Raw genomic sequence first — 19,776 nt, forward strand, 5'->3', positions numbered from 1 at the left:
ATATGAAAACAATAATAAAAGAATTATTAATAGAATTAAACTTAAATGGTAAAAAACCGTTTCAGTATAAAATACTAGAAAAGGCGGATGATAAACTTGGAATAAGTGACTCAGTTTCACTTACAAACTGGCTTATGCATTGGCATAAAAAAATAAAAAGAGGATTCCCTTTTGAAGAGTTTCAAAACGATTATTTTGAACCTTCCGATGTTTTATTGCCAAAATATAAAATTTTATTTGAAAATTGTCCTGAGCTATCAGAACTCTATGAGCTTAAAAATGATAAAATATATTTTAACTCTTCTCTAGCTGATGAAGAAAAGCAGGAAATTTTAGATTATGTAGATGAAAACTATAGGATTGTCCGACACACAGTTATGCTAGGAAATCATAATATTTACGGCTGTATATAAAACACGCCCGACCTGAGGTCGGGCGCGTTTGTAAAACTAAAAAAATAAATTAAGGATGTTCATTTCTCGCTCTGATGACCAGATTGACTAAATCTGAGCCGCCACTTGCAAAATTATCGCTTGGATTATGTGCGCTTTGCGTAGCCACAGCATACGGAGAACCGTCCCAATATCCCCAAAAAGGACCTCCGCTTTGTCCAGGCCATATATCTGCTTTATGGCTCATGCTTTCGTTGTCATCAGCACTCCAGAAATCCCCATCCAGTGCGATACCTGTTTGGTAGGTAGGTCTTTGCGTTCCTGTAAGATCTCCAGGATATCCTGCGTGAGTCCAGTAAGCGCCTCCATCCCATGAATCGGAATAGGATTTTGAGCCTAACCAGCCTGTGCTGTTTCCGATAGGTCTGTCTAATACAATCACTACATAATCATATTGGATCTCTGTAGAATCAATCGTAGGGCCAGCTACTTTATACTTGTAATACGTTAATGTACCCCAAGCCGTTCCGTAAGGAGCGCTTCCGTTGTAATACATTGGGGTGAATTTCAGCCACCCTGTTGTATTATTAGGCTGCCAGTCTACAATATGAGAACAGGTAAGAAGGTGTCTTGGGCCAATCATTACGCCGCTTCCTGATCCTAAAGAACTTTCCACTCTTCCCACGCATCTCCACGGATAAGCTGTAGAATTATATACTTTTCTCTGATCTGCCCCAAAAATAGTTCTTGCATTTTCCTGAGTAAGGAAAGAATCTCTGTCAATGAATTTTGGTTTACGGTCTTTTTTAGGTTCTAGTTTTGGATTATATTCAAAATCAGCATGGGTAGGATAGAAATGGTCAGTTTCCAGAGATCTGTTTTCTGCTGTTTTTTCATCCATAGGCATTCCTATAGTTTTCATCCCTTTAGGAAAAGTTCTTCCGTTAATAGTTTCCATAGCCGGAGCCTGGTTGAATAATTTTTCAATAGCTGATGGTTTTTCAGTTGATTTTGCTTTAACAGTTCTAAGTCTTAGAACTTCTTCAGCGGTCATTGGATTGTTGTTTTCGATTTTTGACATGATTATTATTTTTAATCTGGTATATTCCTACTCTTTTAATGGCTTTTCGGATTCCGCCGGTAATGGTTATTAGTTAAGTGAATATTTTTTGTGAAAATTCTGCAGTCATGCTTTCTGTCTGGTTAATTTGCGCTGCTCCCATAGCGGCTAAGGCGACGGCAACCTGTTTGTCAAGTGTTTTTCTGACGATGTTTCCATTGGTGGCACGCAATATTTTGCAGAAGTGATAGGTAAAATACCCTCGAATTTGTCCGCTGATATTTCCTTCCATCGATACCTGATTGTCTTTCGCCGCCGCCCACAACGTATGATTCATTCCGGCAACAGGCACAAGTGCTTTAGTAAGAATTGTTGATTTTTTTGAACTTTTAGAAGCTTCCATTTCACTGGCATACGTCAGATAAAATTCATCCTCAAGCATTGGAGGAATGTAACGTGCGGTTTCATTAAGAAAATCTGCTTCCATTCCCAGATCCATTTTTCTGGTTCCTGTTCCGGAATAACAGCAGTCGAAAATGACTTCCATATTCACTCCGGCTTTCAGCTTACTGAGAACGGTTTTAAAATCATCATCACGAATCACTCCGTTATTGGCATAATCGTGCGGACAAATAGCTTCATCCAGACCATCCAGTTCCAGATCTGATCCTATATTGGCCACTCTGGTTCCGTGCCCTGAATAATAAAAAACCAGAGAATCTCCTTTTACGCTTGTGCTGATCATGGATTTCAGATAGTTCAATATATTCGCTCTTGTGGCATTCTGGTTGGTAAGAATTTTAATCTTTGCCGGACTAAAACCACAGATGACCAATGTGTTTGCCATGTCTCTTGCGTCATTTACGCAGCCGTTAAGATCCGGACCTCCGTATCCAATGGGAGCATAATCATTAATACCTACGATAAGTGCTTTTTTCATTGTATTAGTTTTAAAAATATTCCCTACTCTGTTTCGGCTTTTCGGGGGCTGCCTTTCTGTGTTTTTTTCTATGACAAAATTCCATCATTCTGAAGGACAAAAACAGAGGAGAAAACCGTATTTTGAAAAAGGAAAAACACCTTTTTGTTTGCATATGAATGAGTTATGAAATGAAAATCCGGCAGCTTGAAAAGCTGCCGGATACGTTAATAGAATGTAAAGATGTTTATTTTTTCAGGTAATAATAAGATTAAAAATTAAGTTAGCACAGATCATGTTTCATGGCAAAAAGCACCAGACCCGCTCTGTTTTTTATATCCAGTTTCACGAAAACCGAATCTCTGTAGCCATCAATAGTTTTGGGGCTTAGGCACATTTTATCAGCTATTTCTTTGTAAGTGAGTTCACTGCAGGCCCATTTGATAAACTCTTTCTCTCTGTCTTTCAGCTCTGAAAGCAGAGAAGCATTTTTGGCTTCTTCTGTTTTTACTTTTAAAAGCTTTTGAGCCACAAAATCAGTATAAAAGCTCCCTTTCTCAAATACCGTATCAATAGCCTGGAAAAGGATGGAGGGCTGCATGTCTTTCAGCAGATAGCCTTTAGCGCCTGCCTTTAACATTTTAATGAGTATTCTTTCATCATCATCCATGGTGAGGGCAATGACTTTAATATCGGGATAATGCTCTGTAAGCCATTCTGTAGTTTCTATACCATTTTTATACGGCATATTAACATCCATCAGTACTACAGCAGGTAATTCTGAAGCCTTTTCCACGCCAGCAATAAATTCTTCTCCATTGGGATGATTCATAATGACCCGATATTGAGTGTTTTCTGTGATCATATTCTCCAGTGCTTTGGAGATTAAGGTATGATCATCAACGATCGCTATGGGAATAGTTTTCATAATAAATTTTTATGATAGGTTATCAATGTTTGTGTTCCTTTATTAAGTTCTGAGTGTATAGACAGTTCGGCATGAATCAGCTTGGCTCTCAGTTCCATATTTTTCAATCCTGAGCCATCCTGAATAATGCTTGTATCAAAGCCTTTTCCATTGTCTGAGATACTGATGTGTAATTTTTCACAGTCATCCTCCATTTGGATGGAAACATTTTTGGCTTTGGAGTGTTTCAGTATATTATTGATGCTTTCCTGAATAATCCTGAAGAGGATCAGACCATGTTTGGGAGAAATATCAATATCTTGTTTTTGAGTAGTGAATTCTATTTTCAATAATTTCAGTTTTTTGATTCTTTTCACTTCTCTTTCAATGGATTCTGCCAGTCCGAAATGAATGATCTGTTCAGTAATCAATGTTTTAGACAGGTTTCGGATGTCCTGTATACATTCTCCCAGTAGTTCATTGAGCTCAATCAGATCTTCTTTTTCGTTGTTTTTTAATTTGGTAATCAGTTGGTTCTGGCGCAAACGAACGACGGAAAGCTTCTGGCCCAGATCATCATGCAGTTCCTGCCCGATATAATTGAGGGTCTGTTCCTTCATTTCTACCTGTGAAGTAGCCAGCTCTTTTTCAAACCGTAAATCTTTTTCTTTTTGCTCTATCAGCAGGGTTGTCTTTTTCTTGATGAAAACAGCATAAATGAAGATCATTGTCAAAACAACGATGAATAAAGTAATTGTAAAGATGATGACCAGATTATTCTCTTCCATATCTGAAAAGCATTTATCTTATTCTTTCCTGTTTGTTCCAGATTAAACCCAATATGAGTATCCCGTTACTGATCAGATTCAGCATAAATAAAATAAAGAAATAAATAGTCTCTGAAACAGTAGTTCTGAAAAAAAGTATCGGAATGCTTCCAATAAAAAAGATCAGTAAAGCCACTGATATCCAGAAGGGTAAATAGTTTTTGATTTCCAGTATCTTATCAGAATTAAAGGTTTGGTACAGGAACAAAATAATTGAAAATAACAACAAAAGAATATCTGCATACAGCATATTAAAAGAAAAATGATGGAGCAGATCATCTTCTGTATAAAACATGACAGCAATATTGAGAACAAAAAGAGCCAGAATGATAGTCTGTATCTTTTTGAGCATCGGAACATACAGTAATTGGTAATAATAGAATAAGTATAGAAAGAATACGATCATTAAAAAACCAATCACATAAAATATATCCGTAGGCAGACTTGTCAGCTTGAAATAGAAATAACAGGAAATATCAATCAGGGAAAACAACAGATATCCAATGATAAAAAATAAATTTTCCTTTCCGGTTTTTCTATATTTTATGATCATTAAAGTCATCACTATAATGGAAATGATCATCGATATCTGTTTCCCTGTTTCAATATTCCAGTTCATAATTTTGTGTTTTTTAAGGCATTGTTTCTGATAATGCTTTTGGTGGAGGTGCCAGATTGGTCATGTTCATAGATTCTATTGAAGTAACGTCTGTGTTTTCTTCGGTGGTGGCTGATCTGGACATTGCCTTCTCTCTTTCTCTTTTTTGGGCTGTAGGGACTAAAAATATAGTCTGGTAACCTGCATATTCAGGTTTGGCCATTCTGTTTTTAGGATGATTCATGGGATATTTTCCCATGTAAATCCTGATTCCCGGATTTTTTAATTTTTGTTTTCGGGCATTATCTTTTACATATTTAATATAGCCTTCCATATCTTCAAGCGAAAACCAATACCATCGGGAATCGGGTTCACCGTTTCTGTACTTCATGAGAATTTCATGATTGGTTCTGGTGTATTCATCAAAAAGAACCCTGCCTTCACGATAGCTGATCAGTTTCTTTTTATAACTGTTGCTAACAGGTTCTTTAGGAGGTTCGGAGCAGCTGATCAGACAAAAAGTCAATAGAAATGCTGCACAAATCAGATTTAAAATCTTAGTAAAAAAGGAAGTTTTCATTTTTATGGTTTTAATTTTATGGAACAAAATTAGCTAACGGCACAACTATAAAAAAGAGGGAAAACACTGTTTTTATCCTTTAATAAATTTACGACTTTTTGATATTCAGATGAATAGAATGTGTTAGTTTGTTTTTGTTTTTAAAATAATATTCCAATTGTACCCTTCAAAATAGAAAAATCTGTGTCTCTGTTTATCCATAAGGTATCCCGAAATTGAATCGGAAATAAAACTCAAAAAGAAGCATGAAAATCACAATCACAGGCTATAAAAAAGAAGAAAGATTTTTACAGGGAGTAACCAATGATGAGGATACAGAACTGATTAATTTTTTAATCAATAAAGGATTAAACATCGTTCCCACCATCTGGAATGATCCGAATGTAGACTGGAGCAGTTATGATGTTGTTGTCATCAAATCTCCCTGGGATTATCACAACCATTTAAATGAATTCTTGGGCTGGCTGAACAGTCTTGAAAAATTAGGAGTAAAAGTCCTGAATCCCGTAGAAATCATCCAATGGAACAGTGATAAACATTATCTGAAAGATCTTGAAGAAAATGGACTTCCCGGCATTCCTGCAGAATATCTTGAAAAAGGATCTGTATTGGAAAGGCATTTTTTTGATCGTTTCAATACTGAAAAATTGGTGGTAAAACCCTGTGTAAGCGCCGGAGCACAAAATACAATTACTGTAAGCAAAGATAATTTCAACGAGCGTTCTGCAGAAATTGAAACTCTTCTGAAAGAGCAGGACTATATGGTGCAGCCTTTTGTAGAGGAGATTAAAAACGGAGAGTGGTCATTCCTATTTTTTAATGGAAAATACAGTCATTGTTCATTAAAAACACCTAAACAGGGAGATTTCAGGGTACAGCATTATCATGGGGGAAGCATCAGTTATCCCGAACCGGATCCATTGCACATAGAACAGGCGGGATTGTATTTGAAAAGTCTGCCGGAGGAAACTCTTTATGCAAGAGTGGATGGTGTTTTAATTAATAATTCATTTCATTTAATGGAGCTGGAATTGATAGAACCTTATTTGTTTTTGAATGGGAATCCTGATTTACTGGAAAACTATTATGAGGCATTAATGGCTCTGACAAAATAATTTAGAGTGAATAATTTTTAAAATTAAAATAAAAACAGGACCGGAAATCTATTCCCGGTCCTGTCAAACAAGATTAAGTGTAAAATTTAGCCTTTAAAGGCAAAAAGGATAATTCAAATGTGAACAGATTTTTATTGATTCTTAATCTATGTTTAGGGGAATTGATAGTAATGGTATTTTATTCTTATAAGCCATTATAGCTGTTTTACTTCGATGAAACAGGGATTCCACAAGATTGTATTTATAAGGAACCATAGTTAAAAGGTCTGGCCCCGTTAGTCTTATTTCCTCTTCAATAGCTTTGATGACCTCAATGGATTGAATCATTTTAAAGCTATACTTAATATCATCCAGATCATATCCGGAGTTCAGATCAATATCATGAATAACTTCAGCAAAATCCTCTAATCTTTCACTTACATTGAAAACCTCAATCTCAGCATTGAATTCATTAATAAAGTGGTAAATATCATTCATGGCAGACCAGGTCATGCTTTTGTGCGTATCATAAGCAAAAAGTATTTTTTGGATTCCAGTATATTCTATGTGGGCAGGAACAATGAGTATGGGTTTTTTAATCCTGTGAATCGCCCTTGTTACACTATTTCCTAAAAGCTTTTGTTCCAGCGTTTTCTCGGCCATTCCCATCACAATAAAATCACAATCATGGAGTTGCATACAGTTTTCAAGCTCTTCAATAAAATTACCGGAAGCCAGATGATGTTGGGTTTCGACAGCATATAATCTTTTAAGCTCAGCTGCCTTATCCTCCAGGTGTTTTTGATTTTTAATCGTTTGAGTGTAGAAAAAATCAGCTGAAGCCTGTGCATTCAAAGCATGGATAGAAACGGTTTGCAGATTAAAAAGTATAATCCTGTATTTATTTTCTTTAGCCATAGAAGCAGCATAATGAGTAGCGTTTTCAGCTTCCTGGGAAAAATCTGTGCAGACAATTATTGTTTTCATTGTACCGGATTTAATACCACAAAACTATGATAGACACTTGTTCTCTTACTCTAAAAATAATGTGATGTTGCATAAAATGATGATGAAATGTCTTTTTCAGGTGATGAACCGTCACATCCATTTGAACGCTGCTATTTTACGTTTCATGTCCTGTTTTGGCGGTCTCGTCTAAAATGGAGGATACTCATATAAAATCTATTTCTATATTTACATTCATAAAGTCCCGGATATGAATAGAATTTCTACCATCAGGAAAAATATAGTACGGAATAAGAAGATTCTTTCTACCATGAAAAGAAGGCTCGTAATCTGGGCTTTAGCAGTAGTCACTTTCTGTGTTTTTTCCTATCTTATTGATCCCTTTGATCCTGTTTGGAAAGGATATCTGGATGCTCCGCTGAAGATGATTCTGGAAGATGCCACATGGATTGTCTTTTTTTCTATCATTATTTCTGAGGTAAGTATATTTATTGACAGAACACTCAATAAATGGCTTCCCTGGAGAAACAGAACGGTAAAACGATTGTTCATCCAATGTTTGCTCCAGATCGTGGGAAGTGTGATGATCGTGATCATTATTAATGCCATTGTAGACTGTACTTCAGTGACATTGCCAGAAATGGATTCCCGAAAAGAATATACCCTGCTTGGACAATGGATTGCAACCAATATTGTAATATCTCTGATTATCAGTGCTTTTAATACCGTAGATTATTTATTGGAAAACTGGAAAAAAACAGCAGTAGAAGCGGCTCAGCATAAAGTAAGAGCTTCCAAACATAAACAGGCAGCCATGGCTGCTGAGCTTCAGGCTCTTAAGTTGCAGATAGATCCTCATTTTATTTTTAATAACCTCAGCGTATTGTCAGAGCTTATTCTGGAAGATCAGCAGCTAGGCTATGAATATTCAGAGAAGTTTGCGAGAGTATACAGATATTTGCTGGTCAATTCCAAAAAAGACATCATTGCCGTAGAAGAGGAACTCAAATTTTTAGAATCCTATATCTTTCTGATTGAAAAAAGAATTGGGGAAGGAGTGGTATTCAAAATAGATATTGAAGAAGAATACAGATCCAGATTCACCCTTCCGCTGTCTTTACAGTTATTGGTTGAAAATGCTATTAAACACAATCAGACATCCAAAGTAAATCCACTGGAAATCCATGTTTATACAAACGAGGAAGGAGAATTGGTTGTTTCTAATACTATTCTGCCTTTAATCAATAAGCCGGATTCCTCAGGAGTAGGACTTACCAATATTATTGCACGGTACGAAATCTTAGGATATCCTAAACCCGTGATTGAGAAAACAGAAGATAAATTTATTGTAAAACTCCCATTGATATGAAGATTAATAAAGTTTTAATCGTTGAAGACGAAAGACCTAATGCCGACAGATTAAAAAGACTGTTGTTGAAGTTAAGACCCCATATCGAAATTCTGTCTGTGGAAGACTCGATAACCTCAACAGTACACTGGCTGGAAAATAATGTGGTCCCGGATGTTATTATGATGGATGTACGCCTTGCAGATGGTCTCAGCTTTGAAATATTTAACAAACATGAAATTAAAAGTGCTGTTATTTTCACCACAGCCTATGATGAATATGCAGTACAGGCATTCAAGTATAACAGTGTAGATTACCTTCTGAAACCTATTGAAGAAGAAGAACTGGATGCCGCCTTAAAACGCTATGAAACCTTTATGGAATCCGTTCCGGTAGTAGGAACAGCCATTGAAGGACTCTTGAATTACATACAGCCGAAAGATTACAGAAAACGTTTTCTGATCGCCCACAGAGACGGATATAAAACCGTTCTGGCAGAAGATATCCTCTACTTTTACACCGAATTGGGAATCAGCAAAGCCATGCTGAATACCGGAGTGGTAGAGAATGTTCCGCAAACCCTTGAGGAGCTTGAAAAACAGCTGGATCCTAAATTCTTTTTCCGGGCTAACAGACAATTTATCATCCATATCAATTCCGTAAAGCAGATTTTTAATCATTTTAACGGAAAATTAAAGCTGGAACTGAGAAAGCAGCCTGATATGGAAGTCATTGTAAGCCGGGAAAAAGCTTCCATTTTCAAATCCTGGATGGATTATTAATTTCATAAAAATACAGAGAAGGCTGTCAAAAGTCAAATAATTTGGCCTATGTCATTGACTACGTCGAATCTTCGATTTCTGACGAAGGAAGAATCTCATCAATATCCAAATACATGGGATTCTTCACTACATTTATGAACTTTGTTCGCAGACTTTCAGTCTGTGTTCAGAATAACACTTTTGAGACATCCTCTTTTCTTTTCACTTATGAAATACATTAGTTTATCCTCAATGATTTCACTCTTATTTCCACATAAAAATCTCTTTTTTGTCATAATTATAAACGAAAATAGCTGTTTTCCCTTCATTTTTCCTATCATACGTTTCACCTGCAATTAATGACACTTCACCCAACTTCTGAATGAATATCACTATAAGATGAAGTTATTTTGCTCCTGTAAAATTTAAAAACCAATGTTATGAATTACAGAAAAGGATATCTGGTACTTTCACTTACAGCTGCAGCGATATTGTACTCATGCGGTTCCGGGAACGGCCAGGAAAATGCTCAGCAGATGCAGCAGGCATTGCCTACAGATTTTATCCAGGTGAAGTCCGGAGATGCAGATGTGTCTACAGGATATCCGGGAAGCATAGAAGGACAGGATAATGTAGATATTAAAGCACAGGTAACAGGATATCTGGAAGCAGTATATATCAAAGAAGGACAGTATGTAAGCAAAGGACAGACCCTTTTCAGAATCAATCCATCCGTATACAACGAACAGGTAAATACCAATGAAGCCGCCTTGAAATCTGCTATTGCAGCTCAGGAAACAGCAAGACTTGAAGTGGAAAAACTAAAACCCCTTGTGGAAGGAAAAGTAGTTTCAGATATGCAGCTGAAAACAGCACAGGCAAGTTATAAAGCAGCATCAGCACAGGTAGCACAGGCACAATCATCATTAGGATCATCAAAGATCAACGCCAATTTTACCTACATCAAAGCTCCGGTGAGCGGATATATTGGGCGAATTCCGAATAGAGTAGGAAACCTTATCAGTCCGTCAGATGCTTCTCCGCTGACAACACTTTCAAGCATCAACAGCGTGAATGTATACTTTTCAATGAACGAAGCTGATTTTATTGCCCACAGCAGAGCATCGGCATCAGGAAATACAGCAGAAAACGTTGAGCTTATCCTGGCAGACGGTTCTACTTATTCTCTTCAAGGGAAACTGGAAAATGCCAGCGGAAACTTTGACAGAAATACTGGAAGCATCCAGATGAAAGCTGTTTTTCAGAATCCTGATAAATTATTAAGAGCAGGAGGAACAGCTAGAGTTATGATTCACAATGCTCTGAACGGAGTGATCAGACTTCCGAAAACATCAGTAAAAGATATTCAGGACAGGTTCTTTGTCTATAAACTGAATGGTAAGGATAAAGTAAAAATGACTCAGATTACCGTTTCAGGAAGTACCTCTCAGGATTACTTCATCAAAGAAGGCGTGAATGCAGGAGATAAGATTGCCATCAACAGAATTGATGCCCTTACAGACGGAGCGCAGGTGGTGGCACACACCGTTCCTTTGAAATAGTTGTATAACCATTCTTAGAAAATTCAAAAATGTTAAAAAAGATAATAGACCGTCCGGTACTGGCGACGGTAATATCCCTTATCATCGTCATTTTAGGGATTATAGGATTAAACCAGCTGGCGGTGACCAGATTCCCGGATATTTCTCCGCCTACGATTACCGTTTCAGGCTCGTATCCCGGAGGAAACAGTGAAACTGTGATTCGTTCCGTGGTAACTCCGCTGGAAGAACAGATCAATGGAGTGGAAGATATGGAATACATGAAATCCACAGCAAGTAATGATGGAACCTTTTCCATCTCCATTATATTCAAACAGGGAGTGAATGCCGATCAGGCAGCGGTAAACGTGCAAAACAGAGTGCAACAGGCCACTCCGATCCTTCCGCAGGAGGTCGTGAGAATGGGATTGACCACATCCAAGCAACAGAACAGTATGGTATTGATTTTCAATATTTATACTGAAGATAATAAACAATATGATGAAACTTTTCTTCAGAACTATGCGAATATCAACCTTATTCCGCAGGTAAAAAGAGTAAAAGGAGTTGGGCAGGCTATGGTATTCGGATTGAAAGATTATTCCATGAGAATATGGCTGAACCCTCAGAAAATGTCATCGTACGGACTTGAGCCGGCAGATGTTTCCAGAGCCATTGCAGACCACAGTTTAGAATCTGCTCCCGGTAAACTGGGAGAAGAATCTGATGCCGCCTTAGAATATGTAATCAGATACAAAGGAAAAAAGAATAAGCCTGAACAATATGAAAATATAATTGTTAAAAATACAGGAAGCCAGGTTATTAGGTTAAAAGATGTAGCCCGTGTAGAATTCGGAGCGATTTCCAATACAGGAGATAATCTTTCCAATGGGAAAAATGCAGTTACTGTAGCCATTATGCAAACCACAGGCTCCAATGCGAATCAGATTGAAATAGGGGTAAACAAAGCCCTTGACCAATTATCAAAATCATTCCCTCCAGGTATCAAATATACGAAGGTAATGAGTACCAAAGAAAGATTGGATGAGGCTACAGGACAGGTGAAATCTACTCTGATAGAAGCATTTATTCTGGTATTTATCGTGGTATTTATTTTCTTACAGGATTTCAGATCTACGATTATTCCGGCAGTAGCAGTTCCGGTAGCGATTATAGGTACCTTCTTCTTCCTTCTGGTTTTAGGATTTACCATCAACGTACTGACCCTTTTTGCCCTTGTACTGGCCATCGGTATTGTCGTAGATGATGCCATTGTAGTAGTGGAAGCTGTTCATAGCAATATGGAAGGAACAGACCTTTCAGGAAGAGAAGCTACTCACAAAGCGATGAGTGAAATTACAGGAGCGGTTATTTCTATTACATTGGTGATGTCGGCAGTATTTATTCCCATCGGATTTATGTCCGGTTCTGCAGGATTATTCTATAAGCAGTTTGCCTATACATTAGCCATAGCAATTATTATTTCAGCAGTTAACGCATTGACTTTAACTCCGGCTTTATGTGCCGTGTTTTTGAAAAACAATCACTCAGGAGAAGGTAAAAAACCAAAAGGATTCGGGCAAAGATTTGCGGTAGCATTCAATGCCGGATTCAATAATATGACTAACCGTTATGCAAAAGGAGTGCGCTTTTTAATAGGAAGAAAGTGGATTGCAGGAGGATTAATCGTAGCCGTTATTGGTGTTGCAGGCTGGCTGATGTCAAGCACGCCTAAGAGTTTTGTACCAATGGAAGACGACGGATTTTTCATGTACACTTTAAGCATGCCTCCCGGAACAGCATTGACCAAAACGACAGAAGTTTCCAATAAGATCAATGAAATCTTAAAAGGAGTAGACGCAGTGCAGGAAAATACTTCCATTACAGGATACAACCTTCTTAGTAACAGTGCAGGACCCGCTTATGCAATGGGATTTGTTAAACTGAAGCCTAAGAAAGAAAGAGGTGAAGTTCAGGATATTCAGGAAGTGGTAGACATGGCGAATGCAAAATTGGGAGTGATCAAAGAAGGAAGTGTGATGACTTTCAGAATGCCTCCTGTAGAAGGATATGGAATGACGAATGATGCCGAAATCGTGCTTCAGGATCGTATGGGAAGAGACCCTCAGGTTCTTAAAGCCAAAGCAGACGAGCTGATCGGCCAGTTGATGCAGGTTCCGGAAGTGGCATTTGCCTACACCATGTTCAGGGCAGATTATCCTCAGATGGAGCTTGAAGTGAATGAAGATAAAGCAAAACAACTGGGAGTAAGCATTTCCAATCTGTTGGGAACTGTTCAGACCTATTTCTCAGGAGACCAGTCTCAGAATTTCTCAAGATTCGGGAAATTCTACAGAGTGAATATTAAAGCGGACGGAGTTTTCAGAATGGACGAGCAGGCGTTCAATGATATTTTCGTAAAGAATGAAAAAGGAGATATGGTTCCGGTGAATACATTGATTACTTTGAAAAAAGTCTACGGTCCGGAATCCGTTCAGCGTTACAATCTTTACAACTCGTTAAATATCAACGTATCTCCAAAACCTGGAGTAAGTAACGGAGAGTTAATGGGCAAGCTGGAACAGACTTTAAGCAAATTACCATCTGATTACAGTTATGAATGGACAGGATTGAGTCTGGAAGAAAAATCAGCAGGGAATCAAACAATTGCCATCTTCGGGCTGTGTTTACTTTTTGTATATCTGCTACTGGCAGCTCAATATGAAAGTTATATTCTTCCTCTGGCAGTAATGCTTTCCATCCCAACAGGAATTGTAGGAGCATTCTTAGGAATAAAAGCAATCGGACTGGATAATAATATCTATGTACAGGTAGGACTCATCATGCTTATCGGTCTTCTTGCCAAAAATGCGATCCTTATTGTAGAATTTGCCATACAAAGACGAAAAGCAGGTCTTTCCATTCTGGATTCTGCACTGGAAGGAGCGAAGGCGAGATTACGTCCCATTATCATGACTTCATTAGCCTTTATTGTCGGAATGATTCCGCTGATGATTTCTTCAGGAGGAATGGCTTCAGGAAACAAATCCATCAGTACAAGTGCAGCCATGGGAATGCTGAGCGGAGTGATTTTAGGAGTTTTTGTAATCCCTGTACTCTACATGTTCTTTCAGTATCTGGATGAGAAATTCTCTACCAAAAAGAAGTATCATACAACAGAAAATCAATTGACAAATGAGCATATTTAATATAAAGAATTTCCTTATTTCAGGCGCAATGGCATCACTACTGATGTCTTGTGCCGTAGGGAAAAAATATACAAGAACGGATCTTCAGATTCCAGAAACCTATAAAGAATCTGTGCAGGTAACGGGAGATACTGTGGTACTGCCATGGAAGACATTCTTCAAAGATCCCAAATTGATAGGTTTAATAGATAAAGCCCTTTCAAGAAATAATGAAGTGAATGTCGCTTTGAAAAATATAGAACAGTTGGATCTGATTTATAAACAGGCTAAACTAGGTCTGATGCCCACATTAGATCTTACAGCAGGAGCCAACAGAAGCTGGGCTTCCATCAATACCCTTAACGGCTCCCTGAATGAACAGTTTGTCGGTACAAAATACATGGATGATTTCAGTGCTGCCCTGAGACTTTCCTGGGAAGTAGACATTTGGGGAAAGGCTAAAATGCAGAAGGAATCTGCGGCGGCAGAGTATTTTGGACAAAAAGAAAATTTAAATGCTATCAAAAGCAGAATCGTTGTTCAGGTAGCTCAGGCTTATTATAATCTGATCAGTCTTGATGAACAGCTGAAAATAGCCGAACAGAATATCGAGTTGAGTGACAATACACTTAAAATGATGAATCTTCAGTTTAAAGCAGGGCAGATAAATTCATTGGCCGTTCAGCAATCGGAAGCACAGAAAAAAACCGCTGAGCTGCTGATTCCTTTAGCAAAACAGAATATTTCTATCCAGGAAAATGCTTTGAGTATTCTTTGTGGAGAATATCCGGCCAAAGTAGAAAGAGAAGGAAATCTGAAAACAATGATTCCTGAAAACAAACTATCAGAAGGATTGCCTGCACAACTGCTGAGCCGTAGACCAGATCTGAAAATGGCAGAGTTTAACGTAATTAGCCTCAACTCAAAAACCGGATTGGCAAAAGCCGCCATGTATCCAAGTATCAGCCTGAGCCCACAGATAGGAGTAAATTCCAATAAATTCAGCTCGTGGTTTGATATTCCCGGATCTATTACCAAAGCAATTGCGGCCAATCTTGCTGCCCCTATTTTTCAGAAAAAACAGTTGAAAACAGCTTATGATACTGCTTTAATTGAACAGGAAAAAGCAGGTATCAACTTTAAACAGTCAGTAATGACTGCGGTGGGAGAAGTTTCCGATGCTATGGCTAAGTCGAAAGGTTCTTCAGAAAGATTACAGCTTTTAGAACAGAGAACAGCTATTCTGGACAAAGGAATCAATGATGCACTGAAGCTGTATAAAAGTGGAATGGCAACCTATCTGGAAGTCATCACTGCCCAGAATAATAAACTTCAGAATGATCTGGAAGCCATCAATGTGACCCTTGAAAAATTAAATGCTGAGGTAGATCTTTACAGAGCACTTGGCGGTGGAGTACAATAAAATACAACTGGTAAATAATGAAAAGGAAGCTATGTCATGTAGTTTCCTTTTTGCTGTTTATAAAAGACAAATAGAGCTTCATTTTGATAACAGGTACGGAATTTGCAGTGAGATGATGAAATTTTATATTCACAAAATCAATTGGTTATAAATTTTTTTATTCTTTTTTTAGAAAAGGATGCAAGATTTTCAGAAAACAGGATTTATATAGATGAGTACTCGAAAATAATTAATGTTTAACGAAAATGTAATGCAATGAAAAAATTGACAGTACCCCGATTTTTTATAACAGTTTTAATGGTTTTAGTAGGATTTACCCTATACTCTTGTAATGATAATGAAGGACCGGATATTCCACCTGTAAAAATAGAAAACTTACCAGGTAACTATAAAGGAAAACTGATTATTGTACAGGGAAATATCAAAAGAGAAGGCGTAAAAGAGTTCAAAGTAAAGAAAGACACCATCTCATTTGCAGAATTTCCAATAAGTGATATTGTAAAGACTGTGGTGAAAGATCCTGTAAAAGCAGAAAAAGCCATACAAGCACTGGGAAAGGTGAAATATGACGTTAAATATGCTGCAGTAATCAATACAACGAATAATGTGATAGAGCTTACTTTGACCCCAAAAACAATGGAACTTCAGATTCCTGTAGACGGTGTGAATAAAAAGACAGTGGTAGAATTTGTTTCTAAGCAGAAAGGATATTATGTAGGGTTGGATCAAACGCTTAGATATGCTCTCACAGCAGAAAAAATTACAGTAGATGGTACATTGGTTACTCCTTATGAGGTGATTGATTATAATTTTCCATTCTGTATAAAAAATTAATTAATAGATATTATCATCAATGGATTGCGCCTTATTAAAAAGATGCAATCTATTTTTGCTTGACAGTTTAACATCCCAGCGGATACGGAGGCAGCAGCATTATATGGAAGAAAGTAAAGAACAGATTTTGGTAAAGCACCTTCTGATGAAGGAGGAAGCTGCCTGGAAAGAGCTTTTTGGAGCTTATTCCAGAAATCTGTCCTATGTGTGCTCCCGTTATCTGGCAGAAAAAGAAGATGTTCATGATGTGCTCCAAAACAGTTTTATTAAAATGTTCCGTTCAATAGAATCTTTTGAATACAGAGGAAATGGTTCTTTAAAAGCATGGATGACCCGTATCACAGTCAATGAATCGTTGAAGCATATCAAACAGAAAGGAGATTTTAAATCTGCTGTAGAAGTAAATGACCTTCCAGATATTCCTAATGAAGAAGAACCGGATTTTGAAGAGATTCCCCGTGAAGATATTATGATGATGATCAGAGCACTTCCTGATGGATACAGAACTGTTTTTAATCTGTATGTGTTTGAGAAAAAAAGCCATAAAGAAATTGCCGTACTGCTGGGGATTGCAGAAAATTCTTCTGCATCACAGTTTCACAGGGCAAAAGGAATGCTTGCTCAGAAAGTAAAAGAATTTAAAATGTCAAAAAAAGCACAATATGAATAATGAATGGCTAAATAACCTGCGAAGCAGAATGGATGACCATGAAGAGGACGTTCCGGAAGGGTTGTGGGATGACATTAAAGATGAATTATTTTCCGGAGAAGAAAATGACAGCATTCCCGGATTTATTCCTGAAGTTCATGCAGGGGGAGCAAAGCAAGAAAAAGGAACAAATGCAGGAAACAGATCCATATTTTATCGCATTGGAGGGATTGCAGCAGCCATTGCATTATTGTTTTTGCTGACCAGAATACTACCCCAGAATGATACCGGAAAAACTCTGTCTCAGAAACCGGCAGATGGGAAGGGAGAAAAGGAAAAAAATTATGTAGAAACTACAGAAACTGAGAATGTTTCAGGCAGTGAAGTAAAATCAAAAACAGATGATTTTTTAGCTGAAAATATATTGAACACCGGTGCTCCGGAGAAAACGTTGACACAAAGATATGCTGATAATGGAGCAGAAAATCAGGCTGGAAGCAATCAGAAGATCCAGGATGTCTTCAAGCTTCCGACAGCATCGGAGTCTTTTCAGCAGGAAAGTAAGATCGCCCAGAAAACAGCAGTTATTGATGATACGGTGAAAGAAACTGTAAAAGAACAGGCTTCTGATGAGGTTCTTTTTAATCAGGAAAAAGTAAAGGAAGTCTATGCTGAAAATACACAGCGTAAAGCCACGAAATCCAGAGATAAAAAATCATGGATGTTAGGTATGCTTACAGGAAATATGGGTTCCAATTCTGCAGAACAGCAGTTTCCTGGCTATGCTTCAATCACTGGAAAAGCGATGAATGTAGAGCAGGTATGGGCTACAGCTGAATATCATGATGATCCTCTGACGGCTATATTACTGGCCAATCAAAGTCAGCCGGTAGAAGCGAGAATCAGACATAAAGTACCGGTGACATTCGGGCTTTCTGTGTACTATAACTTGGGAAAAAGATGGGGAATAGGAACAGGGCTGAACTATACCAAGCTTTCTTCTGAGTTGCATTCCGGAAGTGACAATAATTATATTAAAGGAGATCAGACAGTTCATTATATAGGAATTCCTGTTCAGGTTAATTATAATGTCATTCAAAAAGGGAAATTCACAGGATATATTACAGCTGGAGCGCTGGTAGAAAAACCAATAGCAGGTAATATTACAACAACTTATGTTGTCGATGATCAAATTAAGGAGTCCTCAAAAGAACGTGTGGAGCCTAAGCCTCTGCAGTTTTCTGTCAATACAGCTGTAGGATTTCAGTTAAAGCTCATTGATAAGGTTGGAATTTATGCAGAACCGGGAATAGGATACCATTTTAAAGAAGAAAATGCCCCCAATACCATTTACAAAGAAAAACCTCTTCAATTTAATATGAAATTCGGAATAAGAGTGCTGCTGGATTAAGGCACACCATTTTTACAACACCAAACTTAATAATCTATATATATGAAAACAAAACTAATTTTTTTAGTGGTTGTACTATTCAGCATTCTGAATATTAAAGCACAATGTACACCCACAATTACCAGTGCAAGACTTGGACAAAAGTATCCGGGAACGATTTTATTCTGTAGTACTGAAGATGAGGTTCTTTCCACGACACAGACGTACACAACGTATCAGTGGTACAAACAGGAATGGACATGGCAGACACCTAATAATAACCCGTGGGTAGCTATTCCGGGAGCAACATCTCAGCAGTTAACCATTAGTGGGAACGATCAGTTGAATTATTTTAAAGTAGTGGTTTCTGAAGGCGACTGTACAGCAGAAAGCCCTACAGCATTTGCAGATGGTTTTGTATATGGTCTGCCGGCTATGATGACTACTTATACGCCCGGAACATATCAGGAAAATGCAGGAACAGTGAATGTCTGCAACGGAGCTTCTGTACAGTTTGATAATATTTTTCCTGTTGTATATGGTAAACATACCTGGTTCAAATGTGTACCAAGCAGTAATCCGCCGACGCTGGGAGATCCGTGTATCATCTCTGGTGTAGTGGGAGATACTTATGTGGCTACCAGTTCAGGGAAATACGGATTTTATGCCTGTACGGAATATTGTCCGGATCAATGTGAGATGTTAGATCCGTTTGCATTTGTAGAACTCAATTTCGGAGATTGGGAATTCTGCAGCAATCTGGGAACAGGAGAGACAAAAATTAAAGATAATAATCTGAAAATTTATCCTAATCCTACGGCGCAGCACCTTTATATTGGGAAAGAATCGGATAAAATCTATAAGGAAGTTATCATCATTGATATGTCCGGAAAACTTGTCCTGAAGAAAGTAGATCACAGATATAATCAGGCGATTGATGTAAGCAGTCTGGTACCAGGAAATTATATCATTGTTTCTAAAAGCACAGATGGAACAGAATATAAAAATAGATTTATAAAGAAATAATAGGATTATAAAATCTGAAGATGTTTAAAAATTGATTGTGGGAAGGAAGAATGGATGTCAGAGGAGGGATGTTCCTTGTATTGAAGAAGAACTGAAGTAATTTATTTTAATACTTTACGCTCATAGATACATTTCATCCTTGTTAATCTAATGACGGTCATAATTACCCCAAAAGGAGTCCTCTCTTTATGGCATCCGGCTTCCTGACTCACACTTTTTTAAAGTATTCAGACGAATAATCTTTTTCGTTAGTTTTTAATAATGGTTGAGTCG

18 protein-coding genes are annotated in these 19,776 nt (G+C 37.7%); 11 read left to right on the forward strand and 7 right to left on the reverse strand.

Annotated elements, in window-relative coordinates; all coding sequences use genetic code 11:
- The first annotated feature begins 2 nt into the window (after positions 1 to 2).
- The gene (locus NK356_RS00175) at positions 3 to 413 is read left to right on the forward strand and encodes a hypothetical protein (protein ID WP_253315886.1); all 411 of its coding nucleotides are present in this window, start codon (positions 3 to 5) and stop codon (positions 411 to 413) included.
- Between the two features lie 49 nt (positions 414 to 462).
- Here the strand turns inward: NK356_RS00175 and NK356_RS00180 are convergent, their stop codons facing one another.
- The 6 genes from NK356_RS00180 to NK356_RS00205 all read right to left on the reverse strand — a co-directional run bounded on the left by NK356_RS00180 (position 463) and on the right by NK356_RS00205 (position 5,283).
- On the reverse strand, positions 463 to 1,473 hold the full coding sequence (locus NK356_RS00180; RefSeq protein WP_253315887.1) for a serine protease: 1,011 nt from the start codon (positions 1,471 to 1,473) through the stop codon (positions 463 to 465).
- Positions 1,474 to 1,546: 73 nt separating this feature from the next.
- Positions 1,547 to 2,392 carry a caspase family protein gene (locus NK356_RS00185; RefSeq protein WP_034691956.1) on the reverse strand — a complete coding sequence of 282 codons (846 nt, stop codon included), beginning with the start codon at positions 2,390 to 2,392 and terminating at the stop codon, positions 1,547 to 1,549.
- Positions 2,393 to 2,654: 262 nt separating this feature from the next.
- Entirely contained in the window at positions 2,655 to 3,299 is a 645-nt protein-coding gene (locus tag NK356_RS00190; protein ID WP_034691955.1) for a response regulator transcription factor, read from the reverse strand.
- The gene (locus tag NK356_RS00195; protein ID WP_253315888.1) at positions 3,296 to 4,066 is read right to left on the reverse strand and encodes a sensor histidine kinase; all 771 of its coding nucleotides are present in this window, start codon (positions 4,064 to 4,066) and stop codon (positions 3,296 to 3,298) included. The genes NK356_RS00190 and NK356_RS00195 overlap by 4 nt, the downstream gene beginning before the upstream one ends.
- 13 nt (positions 4,067 to 4,079) lie before the next feature.
- Positions 4,080 to 4,724, reverse strand: coding sequence for a hypothetical protein (locus NK356_RS00200; protein ID WP_253315889.1), 645 nt, complete (start codon positions 4,722 to 4,724; stop codon positions 4,080 to 4,082).
- A 13-nt stretch (positions 4,725 to 4,737) separates the two neighbouring features.
- Positions 4,738 to 5,283, reverse strand: a complete 546-nt coding sequence (locus NK356_RS00205) for a hypothetical protein (protein WP_253315890.1) — start codon at positions 5,281 to 5,283, stop codon at positions 4,738 to 4,740.
- A gap of 245 nt (positions 5,284 to 5,528) precedes the next feature.
- Between NK356_RS00205 and NK356_RS00210 the strand changes: the two genes are divergently transcribed.
- Positions 5,529 to 6,398, forward strand: coding sequence for a RimK family alpha-L-glutamate ligase (locus NK356_RS00210; protein ID WP_253315891.1), 870 nt, complete (start codon positions 5,529 to 5,531; stop codon positions 6,396 to 6,398).
- A 141-nt stretch (positions 6,399 to 6,539) separates the two neighbouring features.
- Here NK356_RS00210 and NK356_RS00215 read toward each other — a convergent pair whose 3' ends face one another.
- A complete protein-coding gene (locus NK356_RS00215) occupies positions 6,540 to 7,364 on the reverse strand; it encodes a universal stress protein (RefSeq protein WP_034691948.1) in 825 nt (274 codons plus the stop codon).
- Between the two features lie 229 nt (positions 7,365 to 7,593).
- Between NK356_RS00215 and NK356_RS00220 the strand changes: the two genes are divergently transcribed.
- From NK356_RS00220 to NK356_RS00260, 9 genes are all read left to right on the forward strand, one after another.
- Positions 7,594 to 8,712 carry a sensor histidine kinase gene (locus NK356_RS00220; RefSeq protein ID WP_253315892.1) on the forward strand — a complete coding sequence of 373 codons (1,119 nt, stop codon included), beginning with the start codon at positions 7,594 to 7,596 and terminating at the stop codon, positions 8,710 to 8,712.
- On the forward strand, positions 8,709 to 9,473 hold the full coding sequence (locus NK356_RS00225; RefSeq protein ID WP_034691944.1) for a LytTR family DNA-binding domain-containing protein: 765 nt from the start codon (positions 8,709 to 8,711) through the stop codon (positions 9,471 to 9,473). The genes NK356_RS00220 and NK356_RS00225 overlap by 4 nt, the downstream gene beginning before the upstream one ends.
- A 419-nt stretch (positions 9,474 to 9,892) precedes the next feature.
- Positions 9,893 to 11,014: an efflux RND transporter periplasmic adaptor subunit gene (locus NK356_RS00230; RefSeq protein ID WP_253315893.1), complete on the forward strand. Its 1,122-nt coding sequence runs from the start codon at positions 9,893 to 9,895 to the stop codon at positions 11,012 to 11,014.
- 29 nt (positions 11,015 to 11,043) lie between these two features.
- Positions 11,044 to 14,202 (forward strand): efflux RND transporter permease subunit, encoded by a 3,159-nt coding sequence (locus NK356_RS00235; RefSeq protein ID WP_253315894.1) that lies wholly within the window; start codon positions 11,044 to 11,046, stop codon positions 14,200 to 14,202.
- The gene (locus NK356_RS00240) at positions 14,189 to 15,604 is read left to right on the forward strand and encodes an efflux transporter outer membrane subunit (RefSeq protein WP_253315895.1); all 1,416 of its coding nucleotides are present in this window, start codon (positions 14,189 to 14,191) and stop codon (positions 15,602 to 15,604) included. The genes NK356_RS00235 and NK356_RS00240 overlap by 14 nt, the downstream gene beginning before the upstream one ends.
- Positions 15,605 to 15,859: 255 nt before the next feature.
- Positions 15,860 to 16,438: a DUF4840 domain-containing protein gene (locus tag NK356_RS00245; RefSeq protein ID WP_034691938.1), complete on the forward strand. Its 579-nt coding sequence runs from the start codon at positions 15,860 to 15,862 to the stop codon at positions 16,436 to 16,438.
- A 103-nt stretch (positions 16,439 to 16,541) separates the two neighbouring features.
- Entirely contained in the window at positions 16,542 to 17,108 is a 567-nt protein-coding gene (locus NK356_RS00250) for an RNA polymerase sigma factor (protein WP_034691935.1), read from the forward strand.
- Positions 17,101 to 18,498, forward strand: coding sequence for a porin family protein (locus NK356_RS00255; RefSeq protein WP_253315896.1), 1,398 nt, complete (start codon positions 17,101 to 17,103; stop codon positions 18,496 to 18,498). The genes NK356_RS00250 and NK356_RS00255 overlap by 8 nt, the downstream gene beginning before the upstream one ends.
- Before the next feature lie 42 nt (positions 18,499 to 18,540).
- Positions 18,541 to 19,503, forward strand: coding sequence for a T9SS type A sorting domain-containing protein (locus tag NK356_RS00260; RefSeq protein ID WP_034691932.1), 963 nt, complete (start codon positions 18,541 to 18,543; stop codon positions 19,501 to 19,503).
- Positions 19,504 to 19,776 lie beyond the last annotated feature (273 nt).

Origin of the sequence: Chryseobacterium sp. S0630, from assembly GCF_024158915.1 — a bacterium.
Classification (GTDB): domain Bacteria; phylum Bacteroidota; class Bacteroidia; order Flavobacteriales; family Weeksellaceae; genus Chryseobacterium.

What these genes read in the sequence shown, in the direction of transcription:
- NK356_RS00175 (WP_253315886.1), top strand. Translation starts at nt 3, where the DNA reads ATGAAAACAATAATAAAAGAATTATTAATAGAATTAAACTTAAATGGT.
- NK356_RS00180 (WP_253315887.1), bottom strand. Translation starts at nt 1,473, where the DNA reads ATGTCAAAAATCGAAAACAACAATCCAATGACCGCTGAAGAAGTTCTA.
- NK356_RS00185 (WP_034691956.1), bottom strand. Translation starts at nt 2,392, where the DNA reads ATGAAAAAAGCACTTATCGTAGGTATTAATGATTATGCTCCCATTGGA.
- NK356_RS00190 (WP_034691955.1), bottom strand. Translation starts at nt 3,299, where the DNA reads ATGAAAACTATTCCCATAGCGATCGTTGATGATCATACCTTAATCTCC.
- NK356_RS00195 (WP_253315888.1), bottom strand. Translation starts at nt 4,066, where the DNA reads ATGGAAGAGAATAATCTGGTCATCATCTTTACAATTACTTTATTCATC.
- NK356_RS00200 (WP_253315889.1), bottom strand. Translation starts at nt 4,724, where the DNA reads ATGAACTGGAATATTGAAACAGGGAAACAGATATCGATGATCATTTCC.
- NK356_RS00205 (WP_253315890.1), bottom strand. Translation starts at nt 5,283, where the DNA reads ATGAAAACTTCCTTTTTTACTAAGATTTTAAATCTGATTTGTGCAGCA.
- NK356_RS00210 (WP_253315891.1), top strand. Translation starts at nt 5,529, where the DNA reads ATGAAAATCACAATCACAGGCTATAAAAAAGAAGAAAGATTTTTACAG.
- NK356_RS00215 (WP_034691948.1), bottom strand. Translation starts at nt 7,364, where the DNA reads ATGAAAACAATAATTGTCTGCACAGATTTTTCCCAGGAAGCTGAAAAC.
- NK356_RS00220 (WP_253315892.1), top strand. Translation starts at nt 7,594, where the DNA reads ATGAATAGAATTTCTACCATCAGGAAAAATATAGTACGGAATAAGAAG.
- NK356_RS00225 (WP_034691944.1), top strand. Translation starts at nt 8,709, where the DNA reads ATGAAGATTAATAAAGTTTTAATCGTTGAAGACGAAAGACCTAATGCC.
- NK356_RS00230 (WP_253315893.1), top strand. Translation starts at nt 9,893, where the DNA reads ATGAATTACAGAAAAGGATATCTGGTACTTTCACTTACAGCTGCAGCG.
- NK356_RS00235 (WP_253315894.1), top strand. Translation starts at nt 11,044, where the DNA reads ATGTTAAAAAAGATAATAGACCGTCCGGTACTGGCGACGGTAATATCC.
- NK356_RS00240 (WP_253315895.1), top strand. Translation starts at nt 14,189, where the DNA reads ATGAGCATATTTAATATAAAGAATTTCCTTATTTCAGGCGCAATGGCA.
- NK356_RS00245 (WP_034691938.1), top strand. Translation starts at nt 15,860, where the DNA reads ATGAAAAAATTGACAGTACCCCGATTTTTTATAACAGTTTTAATGGTT.
- NK356_RS00250 (WP_034691935.1), top strand. Translation starts at nt 16,542, where the DNA reads ATGGAAGAAAGTAAAGAACAGATTTTGGTAAAGCACCTTCTGATGAAG.
- NK356_RS00255 (WP_253315896.1), top strand. Translation starts at nt 17,101, where the DNA reads ATGAATAATGAATGGCTAAATAACCTGCGAAGCAGAATGGATGACCAT.
- NK356_RS00260 (WP_034691932.1), top strand. Translation starts at nt 18,541, where the DNA reads ATGAAAACAAAACTAATTTTTTTAGTGGTTGTACTATTCAGCATTCTG.